Origin of the sequence: Rahnella inusitata, from assembly GCF_003263515.1 — a bacterium.
Taxonomy (GTDB): domain Bacteria; phylum Pseudomonadota; class Gammaproteobacteria; order Enterobacterales; family Enterobacteriaceae; genus Rahnella; species Rahnella inusitata.
In genome coordinates, this window is sequence record NZ_JYDE01000006.1 from 1 (window position 1) to 17,933 (window position 17,933).

19 protein-coding genes are annotated in these 17,933 nt (G+C 50.1%); 10 read left to right on the forward strand and 9 right to left on the reverse strand.

Annotation, left to right across the window (positions count from 1 at the left end; genetic code table 11):
* Window positions 1-1,632 (forward strand): autotransporter assembly complex protein TamB (tamB, locus tag TU92_RS03400; protein ID WP_136627574.1); only part of this gene is annotated, 1,632 nt, incomplete at its 5' end.
* A gap of 31 nt (window positions 1,633-1,663) precedes the next feature.
* Window positions 1,664-2,011 carry a gamma-glutamylcyclotransferase family protein gene (locus TU92_RS03405; protein WP_112164563.1) on the forward strand — a complete coding sequence of 116 codons (348 nt, stop codon included), beginning with the start codon at window positions 1,664-1,666 and terminating at the stop codon, window positions 2,009-2,011.
* Between the two features lie 123 nt (window positions 2,012-2,134).
* Here TU92_RS03405 and ppa read toward each other — a convergent pair whose 3' ends face one another.
* Window positions 2,135-2,665 carry an inorganic diphosphatase gene (gene ppa / locus TU92_RS03410; RefSeq protein WP_112164564.1) on the reverse strand — a complete coding sequence of 177 codons (531 nt, stop codon included), beginning with the start codon at window positions 2,663-2,665 and terminating at the stop codon, window positions 2,135-2,137.
* 317 nt (window positions 2,666-2,982) lie between these two features.
* Here ppa and TU92_RS03415 point away from each other — a divergent pair, with 317 nt between their 5' ends.
* The gene (locus tag TU92_RS03415; RefSeq protein ID WP_112164565.1) at window positions 2,983-4,554 is read left to right on the forward strand and encodes a methyl-accepting chemotaxis protein; all 1,572 of its coding nucleotides are present in this window, start codon (window positions 2,983-2,985) and stop codon (window positions 4,552-4,554) included.
* 124 nt (window positions 4,555-4,678) lie between these two features.
* On the opposite strand, the gene fbp is transcribed toward TU92_RS03415, so the two are convergent.
* The gene (gene fbp / locus TU92_RS03420) at window positions 4,679-5,683 is read right to left on the reverse strand and encodes a class 1 fructose-bisphosphatase (RefSeq protein ID WP_112164566.1); all 1,005 of its coding nucleotides are present in this window, start codon (window positions 5,681-5,683) and stop codon (window positions 4,679-4,681) included.
* A gap of 167 nt (window positions 5,684-5,850) precedes the next feature.
* Here fbp and mpl point away from each other — a divergent pair, with 167 nt between their 5' ends.
* On the forward strand, window positions 5,851-7,236 hold the full coding sequence (gene mpl / locus TU92_RS03425; RefSeq protein ID WP_112164567.1) for a UDP-N-acetylmuramate:L-alanyl-gamma-D-glutamyl-meso-diaminopimelate ligase: 1,386 nt from the start codon (window positions 5,851-5,853) through the stop codon (window positions 7,234-7,236).
* A 291-nt stretch (window positions 7,237-7,527) separates the two neighbouring features.
* Here mpl and yhcN (TU92_RS03430) read toward each other — a convergent pair whose 3' ends face one another.
* From yhcN (TU92_RS03430) to argR, 3 genes are all read right to left on the reverse strand, one after another.
* Window positions 7,528-7,791, reverse strand: coding sequence for a peroxide/acid stress response protein YhcN (yhcN, locus tag TU92_RS03430; protein ID WP_112164568.1), 264 nt, complete (start codon window positions 7,789-7,791; stop codon window positions 7,528-7,530).
* 193 nt (window positions 7,792-7,984) lie between these two features.
* Window positions 7,985-8,248, reverse strand: a complete 264-nt coding sequence (yhcN, locus tag TU92_RS03435) for a peroxide/acid stress response protein YhcN (protein ID WP_112164569.1) — start codon at window positions 8,246-8,248, stop codon at window positions 7,985-7,987.
* 482 nt (window positions 8,249-8,730) lie between these two features.
* Window positions 8,731-9,201, reverse strand: coding sequence for a transcriptional regulator ArgR (argR, locus tag TU92_RS03440; RefSeq protein WP_112164570.1), 471 nt, complete (start codon window positions 9,199-9,201; stop codon window positions 8,731-8,733).
* Window positions 9,202-9,664: 463 nt separating this feature from the next.
* Between argR and mdh the strand changes: the two genes are divergently transcribed.
* Window positions 9,665-10,603, forward strand: a complete 939-nt coding sequence (mdh, locus tag TU92_RS03445; RefSeq protein ID WP_112164571.1) for a malate dehydrogenase — start codon at window positions 9,665-9,667, stop codon at window positions 10,601-10,603.
* A 59-nt stretch (window positions 10,604-10,662) separates the two neighbouring features.
* Here the strand turns inward: mdh and TU92_RS03450 are convergent, their stop codons facing one another.
* Window positions 10,663-10,935 carry a helix-turn-helix domain-containing protein gene (locus TU92_RS03450; protein WP_112164572.1) on the reverse strand — a complete coding sequence of 91 codons (273 nt, stop codon included), beginning with the start codon at window positions 10,933-10,935 and terminating at the stop codon, window positions 10,663-10,665.
* Between the two features lie 688 nt (window positions 10,936-11,623).
* On the opposite strand from TU92_RS03450, the gene TU92_RS03455 reads away from it, so the two are divergent.
* Window positions 11,624-11,983 carry a DNA-binding protein gene (locus TU92_RS03455; RefSeq protein ID WP_112164573.1) on the forward strand — a complete coding sequence of 120 codons (360 nt, stop codon included), beginning with the start codon at window positions 11,624-11,626 and terminating at the stop codon, window positions 11,981-11,983.
* Between the two features lie 52 nt (window positions 11,984-12,035).
* On the opposite strand, the gene ispB is transcribed toward TU92_RS03455, so the two are convergent.
* Entirely contained in the window at window positions 12,036-13,007 is a 972-nt protein-coding gene (gene ispB / locus TU92_RS03460; RefSeq protein ID WP_112164574.1) for an octaprenyl diphosphate synthase, read from the reverse strand.
* A gap of 259 nt (window positions 13,008-13,266) precedes the next feature.
* Here ispB and rplU point away from each other — a divergent pair, with 259 nt between their 5' ends.
* The 4 genes from rplU to cgtA all read left to right on the forward strand — a co-directional run bounded on the left by rplU (window position 13,267) and on the right by cgtA (window position 16,102).
* Window positions 13,267-13,578 carry a 50S ribosomal protein L21 gene (gene rplU / locus TU92_RS03465; RefSeq protein ID WP_056782448.1) on the forward strand — a complete coding sequence of 104 codons (312 nt, stop codon included), beginning with the start codon at window positions 13,267-13,269 and terminating at the stop codon, window positions 13,576-13,578.
* 18 nt (window positions 13,579-13,596) lie between these two features.
* A complete protein-coding gene (rpmA, locus tag TU92_RS03470) occupies window positions 13,597-13,854 on the forward strand; it encodes a 50S ribosomal protein L27 (protein WP_112164575.1) in 258 nt (85 codons plus the stop codon).
* Window positions 13,855-13,939: 85 nt separating this feature from the next.
* Window positions 13,940-14,896 carry a DMT family transporter gene (locus TU92_RS03475; protein ID WP_112164576.1) on the forward strand — a complete coding sequence of 319 codons (957 nt, stop codon included), beginning with the start codon at window positions 13,940-13,942 and terminating at the stop codon, window positions 14,894-14,896.
* A gap of 33 nt (window positions 14,897-14,929) precedes the next feature.
* On the forward strand, window positions 14,930-16,102 hold the full coding sequence (gene cgtA / locus TU92_RS03480) for an Obg family GTPase CgtA (RefSeq protein WP_112164577.1): 1,173 nt from the start codon (window positions 14,930-14,932) through the stop codon (window positions 16,100-16,102).
* 54 nt (window positions 16,103-16,156) lie between these two features.
* Here cgtA and pmrB read toward each other — a convergent pair whose 3' ends face one another.
* Window positions 16,157-17,260, reverse strand: a complete 1,104-nt coding sequence (pmrB, locus tag TU92_RS03485; protein ID WP_112164578.1) for a two-component system sensor histidine kinase PmrB — start codon at window positions 17,258-17,260, stop codon at window positions 16,157-16,159.
* A complete protein-coding gene (gene pmrA / locus TU92_RS03490) occupies window positions 17,257-17,919 on the reverse strand; it encodes a two-component system response regulator PmrA (protein ID WP_112164579.1) in 663 nt (220 codons plus the stop codon). Before pmrA ends, pmrB begins: the two co-directional genes overlap by 4 nt.
* Window positions 17,920-17,933 lie beyond the last annotated feature (14 nt).

The following is a 17,933-nucleotide window of genomic DNA, read 5'->3' on the forward strand; positions in this document are numbered from 1 at the left end:
CCGAAAACCATTGATGCCGGTGCCAGCGGGCAGGCGAGCGTGGTGCTCAACCGCTTTGATCTGGCGATGGTCAAACCCTTCCTGACCGATGATACGCGGCTCAGCGGTGTCTTCAGCGGCAAGGCTGACGTGAGCTGGAAAGCCGACGGCGGATTGCCGCAGGCCAGCGTTTCGCTTGTCGGTAAAGGCGTGAAGGTGCAGCAACTGGTGCAGGGGAGTCCGCTGCCCATTGCATTTGATACGCTGAATTTGAATGCCGGGCTAAACAATGGACGCGCGACGCTCGACTGGCTGATCCGCATCGCCAACAACGGCCAGCTGGATGGCAACATTCAGATTGCCGATCCGCAGGGCAAACGCAATCTCAGCGGTAACGTCAATATCACCCGCATCTCGATGGCGCTGTTGCAACCGGCACTGATGGACGGCGAGAAAGCCTCTGGTATTCTCAACGCCAATCTGCGACTGGGCGGCGACGCGCAGAAGCCGCAGGTCTTCGGCAAGCTGGCGCTGAGCGGAGTCGATTTCGACGGTCAGTTCATGCCGTTCGATATCACCGACGCCAATATCAACATTAATTTCAACGGTATGTCATCGCTGATGGAAGGGGTGATCAAAACCGCGCACGGCCAGCTGGAGCTTAACGGCAACGCTGACTGGAGCGAGCTGAATGCCTGGCGTGCCCGGATCGCGGCGCGCGGCGATCGCGTGCGGGTTTCCGTGCCGCCGATGGTGCGTCTGGACGTCTCACCGGATCTGGTGTTCGACGCCACGCCGCAGCTCTTCTCGCTGAACGGCTCCGTCGATATTCCGTGGGCGCGTATTACGGTGCAGGAGCTGCCGGAAAGCGCGGTCGGCGTATCGTCCGACGAAGTGATGCTCAACGATCAGCGTCAGCCGATCAAACCGGCAACGGCCTCAATCCCGATCAACAGCAATCTGATGGTGAATATTGGCAAGGATGTGCGTCTGGATGCGTTCGGCCTGAAAGCCCGTCTTGAAGGCGCGTTGAAAGTCGCACAGGACAGCCGCGGTCTTGGCCTGAACGGCCAAATCAATATTCCTTCTGGCCGTTTCCACGCGTACGGACAGGATCTGATCGTACGTAAAGGCCAGCTGTTATTCTCCGGCCCGGCGGACCAGCCGCTGCTGAATCTGGAAGCGATCCGTAATCCGGATGCGACCGAAAATGACGTTGTGGCGGGTTTACGGGTCACCGGCGAGGCTGATTCGCCGAAACTTGAAATATTCTCGGATCCGGCGATGTCACAGCAAGAAGCCTTGTCCTACCTGCTTCGCGGGCAGGGATTAGACAATTCTGGCGGCGATAGCGGCGCAATGACCTCAGCACTTATCGGGTTGGGGGTTGCACAAAGTGGTAAACTTGTGGGTAAAATCGGCGAGGCGTTTGGTGTCAGCAATCTGGCACTGGATACTCAGGGCGTGGGAGACAGCTCCCAGGTGGTGGTCAGTGGCTATGTTTTACCGGGTTTACAGGTGAAATATGGCGTCGGGATCTTCGACTCACTGGCAACACTCACTTTACGCTATAGGTTGATGCCGAAGCTTTATCTGCAGGCGGTATCGGGCATCGATCAGGCATTGGATTTACTCTATCAGTTTGAGTTCTAATTCATGTGACTTTTACTATACGAATATAAACATGCGAATAATTGTTTACGGTAGTCTGCGACGCAAGCAAGGCAACAGTCATTGGATGACGAACGCTCAATGGTTGGGTGACCATGAGCTGGAAGGGTATGCGCTTTATAATCTGGGGCACTATCCTGCTGTCATTCCAGGGGAAGGGAAGGTCTATTGCGAAGTGTACCGCATAACCTCGTCTATCTTAGCCGAGCTGGATGAACTGAAAAGTAATACGAAAGATTATCGTCGCGAGCTGATTTCGACGCCGTACGGCAGCGCCTGGATTTACCTCTACATTCGCTCACTGGATGGTGTGCCGAGAATAGAAGGTGGTGACTGGGTGAAACGTAACGACGCGGTGTAGTGAGTGATTTGAGCAAGGTCGTCGAAAAATAAACGTTGTGTATCAACGCGTAATACATAAAAAAACACCGCCATCTGGCGGTGTTTTTTTTCGTGCAGAGCAAGCAATGATTTACAGGATCAATTACTTGTTTTTAGCACGTTCGAAAGAAGCCACGATCTCTTCTTTCGCGGCAGCAGCATCAGCCCAGCCGTCAACTTTCACCCATTTCCCTTTTTCCAGCGCTTTGTATTGCTCGAAGAAGTGAGTGATCTGGCCGCGCAGCAGTTCTGGCAGGTCGTTCACATCTTTGATGTGATCGTATTCTTTGCTCAGTTTAGTGTGCGGAACAGCAACCAGTTTCGCATCTTCGCCCGCTTCGTCGGTCATTTTCAACATACCGACCGGACGGCAACGGATCACAGAACCCGGTTGCAGTGGGTATGGCGTTGGCACCAGAACGTCAACCGGGTCGCCATCCAGAGACAGAGTGTGGTTGATGTAACCGTAGTTGCACGGGTAGAACATTGCGGTAGACATGAAACGGTCTACGAACAGTGCGCCGGTGTCTTTATCTACTTCGTATTTGATCGGATCAGCATTTGCCGGGATTTCGATAACGACGTAGATATCTTCTGGCATGTCTTTGCCAGCAGGTACATTCAGTAAGCTCATGGTTGGTTTCCTTCAATTGAACCAGGAATAGAGTGCCGCACATTATAGCCAAGTCTCCCGTGAATTCCCGTCCTTTTCTCCGAATGTCGCTTTCGTATTTTCCGGCACGACCTGCTGTTGCGCAGCCGCAAAAACTGACCTTCTGGCAGTAAAATTCACGCCTGCGCGTTTTCACCGTGTAACTGCCTGTTTTTGCTTTTCTTATCAAGTATTTCAGCCAATTGCCGATAACTCTATTCAAATAAAAGTCAGGCTAAACCTGACCCCTACCACGATATGCATTTCTCCTTTTCACCTGAATCACTGGATAACACCGTATGTTGAATAAGCTGAGCGTAAAGGCCGGTCTGATCGGCCTGTTAGTGTTTATGACCCTGATTTTATTGCTGGTGAGCGTGCTGGGCGCCAATGCCATCAGGCAAAGTGCCACATCACTGCAAGAGATTAATCAGCTTCAGGGCGAGGAATTAGGCTCGCTGGCTGACAGCTACAGTTACTCATTGCGTACCCGCGTCGCCAGCGGAGTCGCCGTTCGTCAGTTGGAAATCGGCATGATGGACGATGCGAAAGCAACGTCCGATCGCATCGCCGGTTACATAAAACAGGCGGATACCGATCTGGCGAAATTCGTCAGCATTGAGGACGAAACCCAGCGCGGCAGAGATTTATCGGCCGCGGTGAAAAAAACCTACGAGGACTACAAAGCCAATGGGCTTATTCCCGTTCTTCAGGCTCTCCAGTCGCAAAGTGCTGACAGCTATTACGATGTGCTTGAAAACAAAATCACGCTGTACAGCAATGCCTACGACAAAGCACTGACCGATTTTCGTGCCTATGCGGTGGATAACACCAATCAACGCATTGAGCAGGCACGTGCGCAGGCACGTATTCAGCTGACCATTATCGCTGTGGCTTTCATCGTCGCACTTACGATTGCGATACTGGCGTGGTTTGCGTTGCAAAAACTGATCATGCATCCGCTGACGTTTTCCATCGCTCAGCTGGAATACATTGCCAAAGGCGATCTGACCCACGACATCGACGATTCTCATAACAATGAGATGGGCCGCCTGCTGAAAGCGATGAAACAAATGCAAGATTCACTGGTGCTGTCGGTGGGTCGTGTCCGCGATGCAGGAAATCAGATTGATGTCGGCTCCCGCGAGCTGGCCGCCGGGAACGTACATCTGGCGCAGCGCACGGAAGAGTCTGCCGCTTCGCTCGAGGAAACGGCAGCGAGTATGGAACAGCTGACTTCAACGGTACGCATGAACGCTGCAAACTCCGAACAGGCCAACCAGCTGGCGCAAAGCGTTTCATCTATCGCCGACAAAGGCAGTCAGGTGGTCAATCAGGTGATGGACAAAATGCAGGGGATTACCGACAGTTCGAAGCGTATCGGCGACATTATTACAGTGATCGACGGCATTGCCTTCCAGACTAATATTCTGGCGCTGAACGCTGCGGTAGAGGCCGCGCGAGCCGGTGAGCAAGGGCGCGGTTTTGCCGTCGTCGCGGGCGAAGTCCGCAATCTGGCGCAGCGCAGCGCGCAATCGGCCAAAGAGATTAAAGAGCTGATTGGGGATTCGGAAAGCCGGGTGTCGGAAGGATCGAACATGGTGAAATCTGCCGCCGCGACGATGCTGGAAATCTCCAGCGAAGTGACGCGCGTGACCAGTCTGATGCGTGAAATCTCCATCGCTACTACCGAGCAAACACACGGCATTGAGCAGGTGAATGTGGCGATCACCCAGATGGATCAGGTCGCACAGCAGAACGCCGCGTTAGTCGAGCAGGCAACGGCGGCAACGCGTTCTCTGGAAGAGCAGGCGCAACTGCTGGCGGAAAGCATGGCGGTATTTAAGCTCAGCCGCACTGAACTGTACTAAACACGAAAGTCTGATTCTGTACGCAATAAAAAAGGTGGCTCAAAAAGCCACCTTTTTACGTTGGGTCAACGCTAAGTTACAGAGGTATCACGTTCATTCAATGATGTTTTTTGTAGGGCAGGGATTATTCATCAGGGAATTGTGCGATAAAGCGTTCTGCATCTTCCACCATTGAGCTGTTACCGACGAAGAACGGCGCGCGTTCATGCAGTTTCTGCGGAATGATATCCAGAATGCGGTTTTTACCGTCGCTGGCTTTGCCACCGGCCTGTTCGGCCAGGAACGCCATCGGATTGCACTCGTACAACAAACGAAGTTTGCCGTTCGGATGGGTTGCCGTGCTCGGATAAATATAAATGCCGCCTTTCAGCAGGTTACGGTGGAAATCTGCGACCAGAGAACCGATGTAACGTGAGGTGTAAGGGCGCAGCGTAGCTTCGTCCTGCTCCTGACAATATTTGATGTATTTTTTTACGCCGAGCGGGAATTTGATGTAGTTGCCTTCATTGATCGAGTACATGCTGCCGGTAGCCGGGTAGCGGACTTTTTCATGGGAGAGGCAGAAGACACCGAGAGAAGGATCATAAGTAAAGGCATGAACGCCAACGCCAGTGGTGTAAACCAGCATGGTGGAAGAGCCGTAAACCACATAGCCGGCGGCGACCTGACGATTGCCCGGTTGCAGGAAATCGGCTTCGGTCACGGACTGGCCGAGAGGTGTGGTACGACGGTAGATGGAGAAGATAGTACCGACGGAGACGTTAACGTCGATATTTGAGGAGCCATCGAGCGGATCCATCAAGATGACGTATTTTGCATTTTCAGCGCGTTCGCCCTCGAAAATGACGATTTCATCTTCTTCTTCAGACGCGATGCCGGCAATTTCGCCGCGCGCTTTCATCGCTGCTTTTAACTTCTCATTCGCATACAGATCAAGTTTCATCTGTACTTCGCCCTGAACATTTTCTGCGCCGCTGGTACCAAGAATATCAACCAGACCCGCTTTGTTGATGTCACGGTGAATGATTTTAGCGCCGAGTTTTATTGCTGAGAGCAAGGCGGTGAGCTCACCGGTTGCATGAGGAAAGTCTTGCTGTTTTTCAACAATAAATTCGCCTAACGTTTTCATAACACGTTCCCTGAATCTAGGATGGATAACGGTTCGTTAATAAAACCTTTACAAGAGCGTGGGCAGTTTAGCCCAAATATATGGATGAATCATAGGCAAATCCATTTCTTCTGGAGGATTCTGAGCGGTAGAATAGCGGCTGACTTAAAGGCATTAATGGAAAATATATGCGCATTCATATTCTTGGGATTTGCGGCACGTTTATGGGCGGGCTGGCGATGCTGGCTCGTGCTCAGGGGCATCAGGTTACTGGTTCGGACGACAACGTTTATCCACCGATGAGTACGCTGCTGGAAAATCAGGGGATTGAGCTGATTAAGGGTTACGATCCCGCACAGTTAGACCCTCAGCCCGATCTGGTGATCATTGGTAACGCGATGACACGCGGTAACCCGTGTGTCGAAGCCGTACTGGAGCAGGGCATCCCTTACGTGTCCGGCCCGCAATGGCTGCACGACCACGTTCTGCCAGAACGCTGGGTGATTGCCGTTGCCGGTACGCATGGCAAAACGACCACCGCCGGAATGGTGACGTGGATCCTCGAAGCCTGTGGCTATGAGCCGGGCTATGTTATCGGTGGTGTACCGGGCAATTTCGAGGTTTCTGCGCGTCTGGGCAACAGTCCGTTTATGGTGATTGAAGCGGATGAGTACGACTGCGCCTTCTTTGATAAGCGCTCTAAATTTGTGCATTACAGCCCGCGTACTCTGGTACTCAACAACCTCGAGTTCGATCACGCCGATATTTTTGACGATCTGAAAGCCATCCAGAAACAGTTCCACCATCTGGTGCGTTTGGTGCCTGGCAAGGGCAAAATCATCCTGCCTGAGCACGATACTCCACTCAAACAGGTGATGGCGATGGGGTGCTGGAGCGAGCAGGAATTTGTCGGCGAAACAGACGCCTGCACATGGGATGCGAAAAAGCTGACGCCAGACGCCAGCTCTTTCAATGTGTACCTGAAAGGCGAAATTGTTGGAGAAGTGAACTGGAATCTGGTCGGTGAACACAACATGCATAACGGGCTGATGGCGATTGCCGCAGCGCGTCATGTTGGTGTGAAGCCGGAAGATGCCTGTAAAGCGCTGGGTGATTTCATCAACGCCCGTCGTCGTCTTGAACTGCGTGGCGTGGAAAACGGTGTCAGCGTGTATGACGATTTCGCCCACCACCCTACTGCGATTCTGGCGACGCTCTCCGCACTGCGCAGCAAAGTGGGCGGAACGGCGCGTATTCTGGCCGTTCTCGAACCGCGCTCGAATACCATGAAAATGGGCATGAGTAAAAATGAACTGGCACCGTCATTGGGACGTGCTGATGAAGTCTTCCTTTTGCAACCGCAGCATATTCCCTGGCAGGTCGCCGAAGTCGCCGAACATTGCATTCAGCCTGCGCACTGGAGTGCCGATGTGGATTCCCTGGTGGATATGGTTATCAAGGCGTCGCTGCCTGGCGATCATATCCTGGTGATGAGCAACGGTGGGTTTGGTGGTATCCATGGAAAACTGCTGGCAGCACTGGCGGCGAAAGCCAGCGCCGCAGCACAGCAATAAGCGTCGATTCATCGAAATCAGAGCACAGCATTGGCTGTGCTTTTTTCTGTCATTTTTCGGGTGAATGGCCGATCAGCAGGCAAAAAAAAGCTCCCAAAATGGTATGGGAGCCAAAGGGTGTCGTCGGACAGGACGACGAGGGTATCGTTAGCAAAAGAGCGCGGCAGTGGCAGTGTCAGCTCTCTTCCAGCCTCAACAGCGTCGTTTAGACGATCTGTGGCTGTTGAACCCGGTACGCTAATTCAAAAAATTCAAACAGTGGCTTTTGTTTCAGGGTAATAATCAGAAATCTTACTGATAGATTTCTGCTGTCGCGTGATAAGCACCTTCGTTATGGGCTTCAATCACACGATAAGATTTTGCGCCTTTAGCATCAGCTTTATCAGACAGCTGCTGGCGGATATCGGTTGGCGCACCGTCTACACCGCTGACGCTTATCACACCCATAGATTGCAGGTTTTCAGCTTGCTGGTTAGTCACCAGTTGTGCGGCGGACGCACCGAAAGAAACAGCGGATAACAGACTAAGCGCGGCGATAGTAGTAATGATTTTCATGATAATTTCCTGATTTTACTGACGTTGATGCAATCTGAGAGAGCAACGTCGGTTCAAATTTAGATTTATCAGGGCTGTTTTACAGGGGTTCGGGGCGCGATGAGCGTTCGGGAACGTAAAGCTGGCAGTGATAAATCCGTCTTATGCACGGGCCTGATTCATTCAGGCCCCTTCGCTGGGTCTACCGGGTGACTTATTGGTAGATTTCTGCGGTTGCGTGATAGTTACCTTCCTGACGCACTTCAATAACGCGGAAAGCTTTAGCGCCTTTTGCATCGGCTTTGTCAGACAGTGCCTGACGGATATCAGAAGGTGCACCGGCTACGCCGCTGACGCTGATCATCCCTTTTGCCTGCAGATTAGCAGCCTGATCCTGAGTAACAGGTTGTGCTGCGAAAGCACCAAATGACAGAGCAGAGAGAATGCTTAATGTTGCGATTGTAGTTTTAACGTTCATGATTTGACCTCGTCGAATTTATTATGTGTTCCAACAACTGGTGTCTCACACCACGGAAATGAGTATACATCTAGTCACTGCTAATATTAATAGTTTGCTAATAGTTATTTGAGTGGTTATGTGTGGCCTATTGGTGTTTTTAATAACAGAAAGTAATAAAAAACGTCTATAAAACGTTCTTTTAGTGATAATTTTTTGTAAAATCAATAAATTGAGTGAATTTGACTATCTGTGCTTATTTTTGTAGTCAATCACATCATTGAAATATTTATGTGACGGAAATGGGCGTGTTGTGACGGGAGTTAACAGAATCAGGTTGATGAGGGATGCCGTGATTTCTCAGGAAAGGGAGGTTTCTGCGGAGCAGGTGAGAGTTAATCAATATAAAAGATGGGTAAAGCGACTGGCCTGAGGTCAGAAATTCTGTTCTTCTGACCCCCTGCACAGAATGGGAGCGCGCGGCCATGTACGATAACAGCGACTTATAGCTCCTGTTCGAACAAACTCAAAATGGCGTCGTGCAGCTGCTTCACGCTAAAACCACGCGCCGGAGTGGTGAAAATCGTGTCATCACCCGCGATAGTACCGAGGATGCCTTCAGATTTACCCAGTGAATCAAGCAAACGCGCGATCAGCTGTGCAGCACCGGGACTGGTGCGGATAACCACGACGGCTTCATTGTAGTCGATATCCAGCACCAGATTCTTCAGCGGGCTGGTGGTGGTGGGCACACCTATCTCTGCTGGCAGGCAGTACACCATTTCCATTTTTGCGTTACGTGTACGTACCGCACCGAATTTGGTCAGCATCCGTGAGACTTTGGACTGATTGATGTTTTCGAACCCCTCTTCCTGGAGTGCGACGACAATTTCGCCCTGAGAGCTGAATTTCTCTTCCTTCAGCAGTGCTTTGAAGGCTTTGATTAAATCTTCCTGTTTGGCAGGATTACGCATTTTGCACCCTGGTCTCTTGAACATCGTGAAGTTGATTATGCAGATAATTGCATTTTTATGCAACAGACCTTCCGGAGGTAAATCGCTGATTCACCACTGCGCAAGGAATGTGACGGATGTCGCATCAGAGGTTTTTTCATGAATATGCCAAAATTTTGCATTGCAGGTGGATTTTACGACCCGATGAGTGGAAGTGATGACTTCGATTCAGCTCACACAATGAACCAAATTTAACCATTTATTAACCTGACAGGTTTTGGGGTGCTACTTTTAAGGGAAGCTTTCCGATAAAAAGTCATAAAAGACCGGATAATGGCCGTTTAAAAGTATTTTTTTACTTTCTAAACGACCCATCTCAGATTCTCTGCAGGTGAGCGATTGTTTTTAACAGCGTAAGTGATTAAGGTCACAACCAAAATAATTCCACGACACTTATAAGTTAATGATAAAAAAGGAGTATAGGATGAAAGTTGCAGTTCTCGGTGCTGCGGGTGGTATCGGTCAGGCCCTCGCACTTCTGCTTAAGACCCAGCTACCTTCCGGTTCCGAACTCTCATTATATGATATCGCACCGGTGACGCCGGGCGTTGCTGTCGATCTCAGTCACATCCCAACCGCGGTTAAAATCAAAGGCTTCTGTGGCGAAGATGCCACGCCAGCGCTGGAAGGTGCGGATATTGTCCTGATTTCAGCAGGTGTGGCGCGAAAACCAGGTATGGATCGTTCCGATCTGTTCAATGTTAATGCCGGTATCGTTCGTAATCTTATCCAACAGGTCGCGAAAACCTGCCCGAAAGCCTGTATCGGGATTATTACTAATCCGGTTAACACCACAGTCGCCATTGCGGCAGAAGTGCTGAAAAATGCCGGTGTGTACGATAAAAACAAACTCTTTGGAATTACGACACTCGATGCTATCCGTTCCAACACTTTCGTTGCGGAACTGAAAGGCAAGCAGCCAGATGTGATTGAAGTACCGGTGATCGGTGGACACTCCGGTGTGACCATCCTCCCACTGCTTTCTCAGGTTCCTGGTGTGACGTTCAGCGACGAAGAAATCACCTCTCTCACTAAGCGTATTCAGAATGCAGGCACCGAAGTTGTCGAGGCAAAAGCCGGTGGCGGGTCTGCAACGCTGTCGATGGGGCAGGCAGCTGCACGCTTCGGCCTTTCATTACTGCGCGCTATGCAGGGCGAAAGTAACGTAGTGGAATGTGCGTATGTGGAAGGGAAGGGCGAGCATACACGTTTCTTCGCGCAGCCTGTTTTGCTGGGCAAGAATGGGATTGCTGAACTGCTGGATGTCGGCAAACTAAGCGCGTTTGAGCAGCAATCGCTTGAATCCATGCTGGATATCCTGCGAAAAGACATTGAGCTCGGTGAACAGTTTATTAATAACTGATGCTGCACCTTTATCACCGCCGGTGTAACCCGGCGGTGATAAATTATACCCGCCGTGATTTATTCACGAGAAGCATTAGGTGTACGGCAACGACGTTCGATGATCTTAAAGGTCTTCGCGTCAAAATAGCGGCTTGGCCAGATAATTGAAGGATGAAGCCCAAGCGCGCTTGCAATGAGGAGTTCCCCTTTTGGCCACGGCCGTGATAACGCGTTTGATAAGGTTGAAGAACTTAAGCCTGCCGAGCGTGATACCGCCGCCAGCGTGGTTCCTTTCTTTCTTAGCGCAGCAATGATATCAGCCTGATGCCAGTCTTCGTTCCTTGTGTTCATGATGGCTTCCTTATTTGTTCAAATATAGTTTTTGAATGTATTTTATTTAAATATATATTCTGCGGTTGTTTTTTTCAGATGTACTCATTCAAATCAATGTTTCCGAAAAACCCGCATCGCTTTCATTGAGAAAATACCTTCTTATTCTGATTAAAACAAACAAGTAAATTCGTGTTGCTTTTTGTGATTAGCGTCAGTTTTTCTAATGTATTACGTGCAAGTTTGAAATCACGTAAAATGGATAAGTTATTCTATTGTGCGTTTTTTGATCTTTATCATCCATTGCCATAATGGATGAGGTTTATTAATAAATAATTCGCTATGTTTTGATAAATAAAATCTGTTTTATTTTAAGTGTTTATATTTTTACTTGTTGTTTTTTAAGGTTTTATTTTGTTTTTATCTTTTTTGCTTTCGACTTGAGTCCGTTTGTTTCTAAAAAGTGGGTATTACGCCATTCATTCAGTTGTTGATAAAGAAAATTCATGGAAACTTTGTGAGTCATCAGTAGACTCATTTCGAAAAATTGAATATCTTCTTTCCGTTAAATAGACGTTTTCCTTAATGGCCGGCGTTAAAGTCATCTCTAAAATAAACACCGGAGGTTTCAGGAAAGTATCGGCATTATTCTCATGGATTTATAACAGAAACTTTCTTAGTGGTTTATGTAAGAAAGAAAAGGATCGTTATGAAAAAAGAGTGGTTCGCAGCAAAGGAATTAACCGGTAAAGAAGGGCTCCCAACTTCAACACAAGGCGTGCATGGAATGGCGCGCAGGTTATGCTGGATTAAAAGGAGAAGACGCGGTGTACAAGGGCGTGCGGTGGAATATCACATCGACAGCCTGCCCGTTAATACGATCGCCAGTCTGGCGATGAACGAGCATTCTGCGGAGTATGTCTATACCTCGCATCAGGACCCTCTGGCAATCTGGATTGAAAGCTATAAGCAATTGAGAGAACCAGAACGTGAAACGATGATCGCGTTTATTGTGAGAGAAGGCGTTTCGGAAGTGTTAAACAGGTTGCGCAAGCCTGACGAAAACTAGCGTTGAAAACTGTCGTACCTGCCTGATAAGTGCCAGGTACGACAGATAAACATCAGAAGTCGCGTTTGACTGAAAGATGCGCCAGGCCTTCAAGTGCCGAGCGATAGACAGAGTCTGGCAACACCTGAAGTGCCTTAATGGCCTTGTCAGCTTCTTCTTCGGCCCGCTGACGGGTGTATTCCAGGGAGCCCCATTGGTGCATGGCTGCCAATACTGGTTCCAGTAAATGGCGCCCATTACCTTCTTCGATAGCATTACGGATCATGGCCGACTGTTCTTTATCGCCATGCTGCATCGCATGCAAAAGCGGCAATGTCGGTTTACCTTCATCAAGGTCATCGCCGGTATTTTTGCCCAACGTTTCGCCGTCAGCATCATAATCAAGCAAATCGTCAATCAGCTGGAATGCAGTGCCCAGGTAACGGCCGTAATCTTGCAAAGCAAGGATCTGTTCCTGAGTTCCGCCAGCCAGCATGGCAGAAGACTGAGAGGCAGCTTCGAACAGACGCGCTGTTTTGCTGTAGATAACCTGCATGTAGCTGTCTTCAGTGATGTCAGGGTCGTTACAGTTAATCAGCTGCTGTACTTCGCCCTCTGCAATCACATTGACCGCTTTAGCCATCAGGGCCAGAACCGGCAGCGACTCCAGATCGGTCATCATCTGGAATGCACGGGTATAGATGAAATCCCCGACCAGGACGCTTGCGGCATTACCAAAAGCGGCGTTGGCAGTGGCTTTACCCCGGCGCATATCCGATTCATCGACAACGTCATCGTGCAATAACGTGGCGGTATGGATAAACTCAATCAGTGCAGCGACTTTGATGTGCTTGTCGCCTTCATAAGAGAGCGCTCTGGCCGCCAGCACTGCAATCATTGGACGGATGCGTTTACCGCCACCGCTGATGATGTAATATCCCAGTTGATTGATGAGTGAAACTTCGGAGTTCAACTGTTCAAGGATGGATGCGTTGACCGCAGCCATGTCGTCCTGAGTAAGATCGATAATCTGTTCTAGGTTCATTGTGTTTTTTCGGCTGTTGTTCTCTTCACCGCAATGAGATCTGGCTCACATTGGCACATGGCGCTAACTGTAAAGGGGATTGTACTTGAAAAACAGTGTAGATAAATGATAACGAAAGAACTGCGCTTTTTTTCTTCTTTTGTGGTCATTGTGCTCTTGTCTTACTCTGATTTTTTGCGTAGAATTCGCGCCCTATTGTGAATATTTATAGCGCCCTCTGAACTATACAAAGTTGAGTGCGCGGAAAGCGGAGTTTTATATGTACGCGGTTTTCCAAAGTGGTGGTAAACAACACCGTGTCAGCGAAGGGCAGACTATCCGCCTTGAGAAGCTTGACATTGCAACTGGCGAAACGATCGAGTTTGATCAGGTTCTGATGATTGCAAACGGTGAAGAAATCAATATCGGCCTGCCATTAGTTGCTGGCGGTATCGTTAAAGCTGAAATCGTTGCTCACGGTCGTGGCGTTAAAGTCAAAATCGTTAAGTTTCGTCGTCGTAAGCACTATCGTAAGCAGCAGGGCCACCGTCAGTGGTTCACTGACGTTAAAATCACCGGCATCAGCGCTTAAGACTAGGAGAGCGGAACAATGGCACACAAAAAGGCTGGCGGCTCCACACGCAACGGTCGCGATTCAGAAGCTAAACGTCTGGGCGTAAAACGCTTTGGCGGCGAAGCAGTACTGGCAGGCAGCATCATCGTTCGTCAGCGCGGCACCAAATTCCACGCTGGTATCAACGTGGGTTGCGGCAAGGACCATACTCTGTTTGCTTTGGCTGACGGTAAAGTCAAGTTCGAAGTTAAAGGCCCGAAAAACCGTAAGTACATCAGCATCGACGCTGAATAAGTTTTTCTCGTCTTAGTAAATAGATGTAAGCCCCGCAACTCGTTGCGGGGCTTTTTACATTCTGGTTAGCCCATTCTGGCGGAATATGGACAGTAAATCGCAGGCACCTGTTGGGATTATGTTAGCGCTGATCACTGCCATGAGTTGGGGCTCTTTGCCTATCGCCATGAAGCAGGTATTGGTGATAATGGATCCCTTTACAGTGGTCTGGTACCGGTTTTCAATGGCTGCAATTGTGCTGGGCTGCATTCTTGCTGCAAAGCGCCGTTTGCCACCCAGAGTGATTTTCAGTCGGCCACGCTGGCTGATTTTAGTATTGATAGCCACCTGCGGATTGATGGGGAACTTCGTTCTTTTTAGTTCTTCACTGCAATTTTTAAGTCCAACGGCTTCTCAGGTTATCGGTCAGCTTTCCCCAGTCGGCATGATGCTGGCCAGTGTGATTATCCTGAAAGAGAGGATGCGGATCACGCAGGTCATTGGGGCCACTATGTTGATTTTCGGATTGATATTGTTTTTCAATACCAGTCTGATTGAGATATTTACCCGTCTGACCGATTACACACTCGGTGTGTTATTTGGCGTCGGGGCAGCAACGGTTTGGGTTATTTACGGTGTGGCGCAAAAGGTTCTCTTACGCCAACTCGCCTCGCCTCAAATCCTGTTTTTGCTGTACACTTTATGTTCTATCGCATTGCTCCCGCTGGCCAGTCCGGCGATGCTTTCACAGCTCAGCGGCTGGCAGTTTGCCTGTTTGTTGTTTTGCGGCGCGAATACCTTAGTAGGATATGGCGCCTTAGCGGAAGCGATGGCGAGATGGCAGGCATCGCAGGTTAGCGCATTAGTGACGCTGACCCCATTGTTTACCCTGCTATTTTCAGATCTGTTAGCACTTGCCTGGCCAGGCTATTTTGCCGCACCAGTGCTCAATTTTGTAGGTTATCTTGGGGCATTTGTGGTGGTGGCGGGTGCAATGTTTTCCGCAGCGGGCCATCGTTGGTGGCCTCGTCGGACAGAGCAAAACCTGGTAGCTAAACTCTAGCTGCCCGGCGAATGATTTACGGAGACGGTACAAATGAAGTTTGTTGATGAAGCCACAATTTTAGTCGTGGCAGGTGACGGTGGTAACGGTTGTGTAAGCTTCCGCCGTGAGAAATACATTCCACGTGGCGGCCCTGATGGCGGCGACGGTGGTGACGGTGGTGACGTTTTCCTGCTGGCTGATGAAAACCTGAATACCCTGATCGATTTCCGCTTTGTGAAATCATACCGTGCTGAGCGCGGTACTAACGGTCAAAGCAGCGACTGTACGGGTAAACGCGGTAAAGATATCACCATAAAAGTGCCAGTCGGTACCCGTGTCCTGGATCAGGCTACCGGCGAAGTTCTGGCTGATATGACCAAACATGGCCAGATCAATATGGTCGCCAAAGGCGGGTTCCACGGTCTGGGCAACACCCGTTTTAAATCTTCGGTTAACCGTTCCCCACGCCAGAAAACCATGGGTACCAAAGGTGAAGAGCGTGATATCGCCCTTGAGCTGATGCTGCTGGCCGACGTGGGTATGCTGGGTCTGCCAAATGCGGGTAAATCTACTTTCATCCGTGCAGTTTCCGCCGCGAAACCAAAAGTCGCTGACTATCCGTTTACGACCCTGGTGCCAAGCCTCGGCGTTGTGCGCATGGACAGCGAGCAGAGCTTCGTCATCGCCGATATTCCTGGTCTGATTGAAGGCGCTTCCGAAGGGGCTGGTTTAGGGATTCGTTTCCTGAAACACCTTGAACGTTGCCGCGTATTGTTGCATCTGATCGATATTGCGCCGATCGATGAATCTGATCCGATCGAAAATGCCAAAGTCATCATCAACGAGTTGCAGCAATACAACGCCAAACTGGCTGAAAAGCCTCGCTGGCTGGTATTCAACAAAGTTGATTTGATCGAAAAAGAAGAAGCTGAAACGCGTGCGAAAGCCATCGCTGAGGCGCTGGGTTGGGAAGGTAATTACTACCTGATTTCCGCAGCAAACCGCGAAGGCGTGAATGCTTTGTGCTGGGATGTGATGAAGTTCATCAACGAAAATCCTAAACACATGGCAATCGAAGAAGCTGCGCCAGAAAAAGTTGAATTCATGTGGGATGATTATCACCGTGAACAACTGGCTGAAGTGGAAGCTGAAGCTGACGACGATTGGGATGATGACTGGGATGAAGACGACGACGAAGGCGTTGAAATCATCTACGAACGTTAATCCGGCGTGAGTATGAGTTGATATAATCTGAAAGGCTGCCAGTGGCAGCCTTTTTTAATACATGTTTTTCGTGGTGCTGGCAGAAAGCGACAGCGCATTTTCCAGAATCACATCAGGCAGCCAGCATTGTGCACTTAACCCGTTGCCGGAAGAACGGTTACGCAGCGTCAGAGTTCCGCAGTGCAGCTGAGCAATGCGAATGACAATGTTTAAACCCAGCCCGCTGCCGCCATAACGCTGATCCATGCGTTTAAATGCCTGCGTCAGTTCACAGGCCTTCGTCTCATCAATTCCCGGGCCTTCATCGTCTATTTGTATCAGGAGGCCGTTATTCTGCGGCTGCACCGTAAGGGTGATTTCACTGTCCGGCGGGCCGTAGCGATAAGCGTTTTCCACTAAGTTTCTGACCATTAAGCGGAGCAACACAGCGTCGCCCTGCAGCGTGGCGCGTTCCGGAAGCCTTAAAACCAGCGTCTGCTGGCGCTCTTCCAGCATTTCGCAAAATTCTTCCCGCAAAGGCTCGATGACGTTCGAAACCAGGTCCACTTGCTGATATTCACCTTTGGCAAAGTTTTGCCCGGCGCGCGACAGCATCAGCAGTTGCACAATGGTATGCATCAGCTGATCGATGCGCCCAATCAGCGTATCACTGCCAGACACCCCGTTTTTGTGCATGATCTCAAGATGCAGACGCACCCCCGCAAGCGGTGTACGCAGTTCATGCGCAGCGTCGGCGGTGAATAATCGCTCCTGGTGAATCGTATTAGACAGGCGTGAAAACAGTTGATTGAGCGCGTTGGTCACCGCCACCACTTCGCGAATTTCGCTGTTCAGCGGTAAAGGGGAAAGGTTATCTGCCGAGCGCGTTTCAAGACGTTTTTGCAACTGGTTGAGCGGACGGATAATCCAGCTGATCGCCCAGAAGGACAGTGCCAATGTAATGGCCATCATCAGTAAAGAAGGGGCAATCAGCGAGGCGATCGCTTCGGCAATTTCTTTCTCAACGTGCGCATTACGCACCTTGGCCGAAAGCGTGTCATTCACCAGTAAATTAATTTGTTCCTGACTTTCGTGCCAAAGCCAGAAAACGCTGGTGAGCTGGGTGACGAAAAGGATCAAAGCCAGCATAACCAACAGACGGCGGCGCATACTGGTCACGGCATCATCTCCAGCCGGTAACCAATGCCACGAACCGTACGAATCAACTCTTTACCCAGCTTGCGACGCAAATTATGGACGTGAACTTCCAGCGTATTGGATCCCAAATCATCCTGCCATGTGTAGAGATCTTGCTGAAGTAATTCGCGGTTAACCGTTTGTCCGGCGCGCATCATCAGACGGGTTAAAATCGCGAACTCTTTCGGTGTGACCTCCACCTGCGCGTCACCCAGATAGGTTTGCTGTGAAGAGAGATTGATTCGCAGATTTCCGACAGAAATTTCATTATCACTTTGCCCCTGATACCGGCGGATGAGCGCGCGGACGCGGGCTTGTAACTCGGCTAAGGCGAAAGGTTTAATCAGGTAATCATCAGCGCCGGCATCAAGACCGTCCACACGATCTTCAAGTGCATCGCGGGCGGTAAGGATCAGGACCGGAAGGGAGATCCTCTGGCGTCGCCATTGGCGCAGAAGCGTCGCGCCATCTTTGTCTGGTAATCCCAAATCGAGGATGACCAGACTGTACTGGCTGGTTTGAATGAGGCTTTGCGCTTGAGCAGCGGTAGATGCGCAGTCGCAAACGTAATTATCACTGGTTAAGGCCAGCGATAATCCCTGCCGTATAAGTTCATCATCTTCAACTATCAGCAGCTTCATCGTCTGGCACTTCT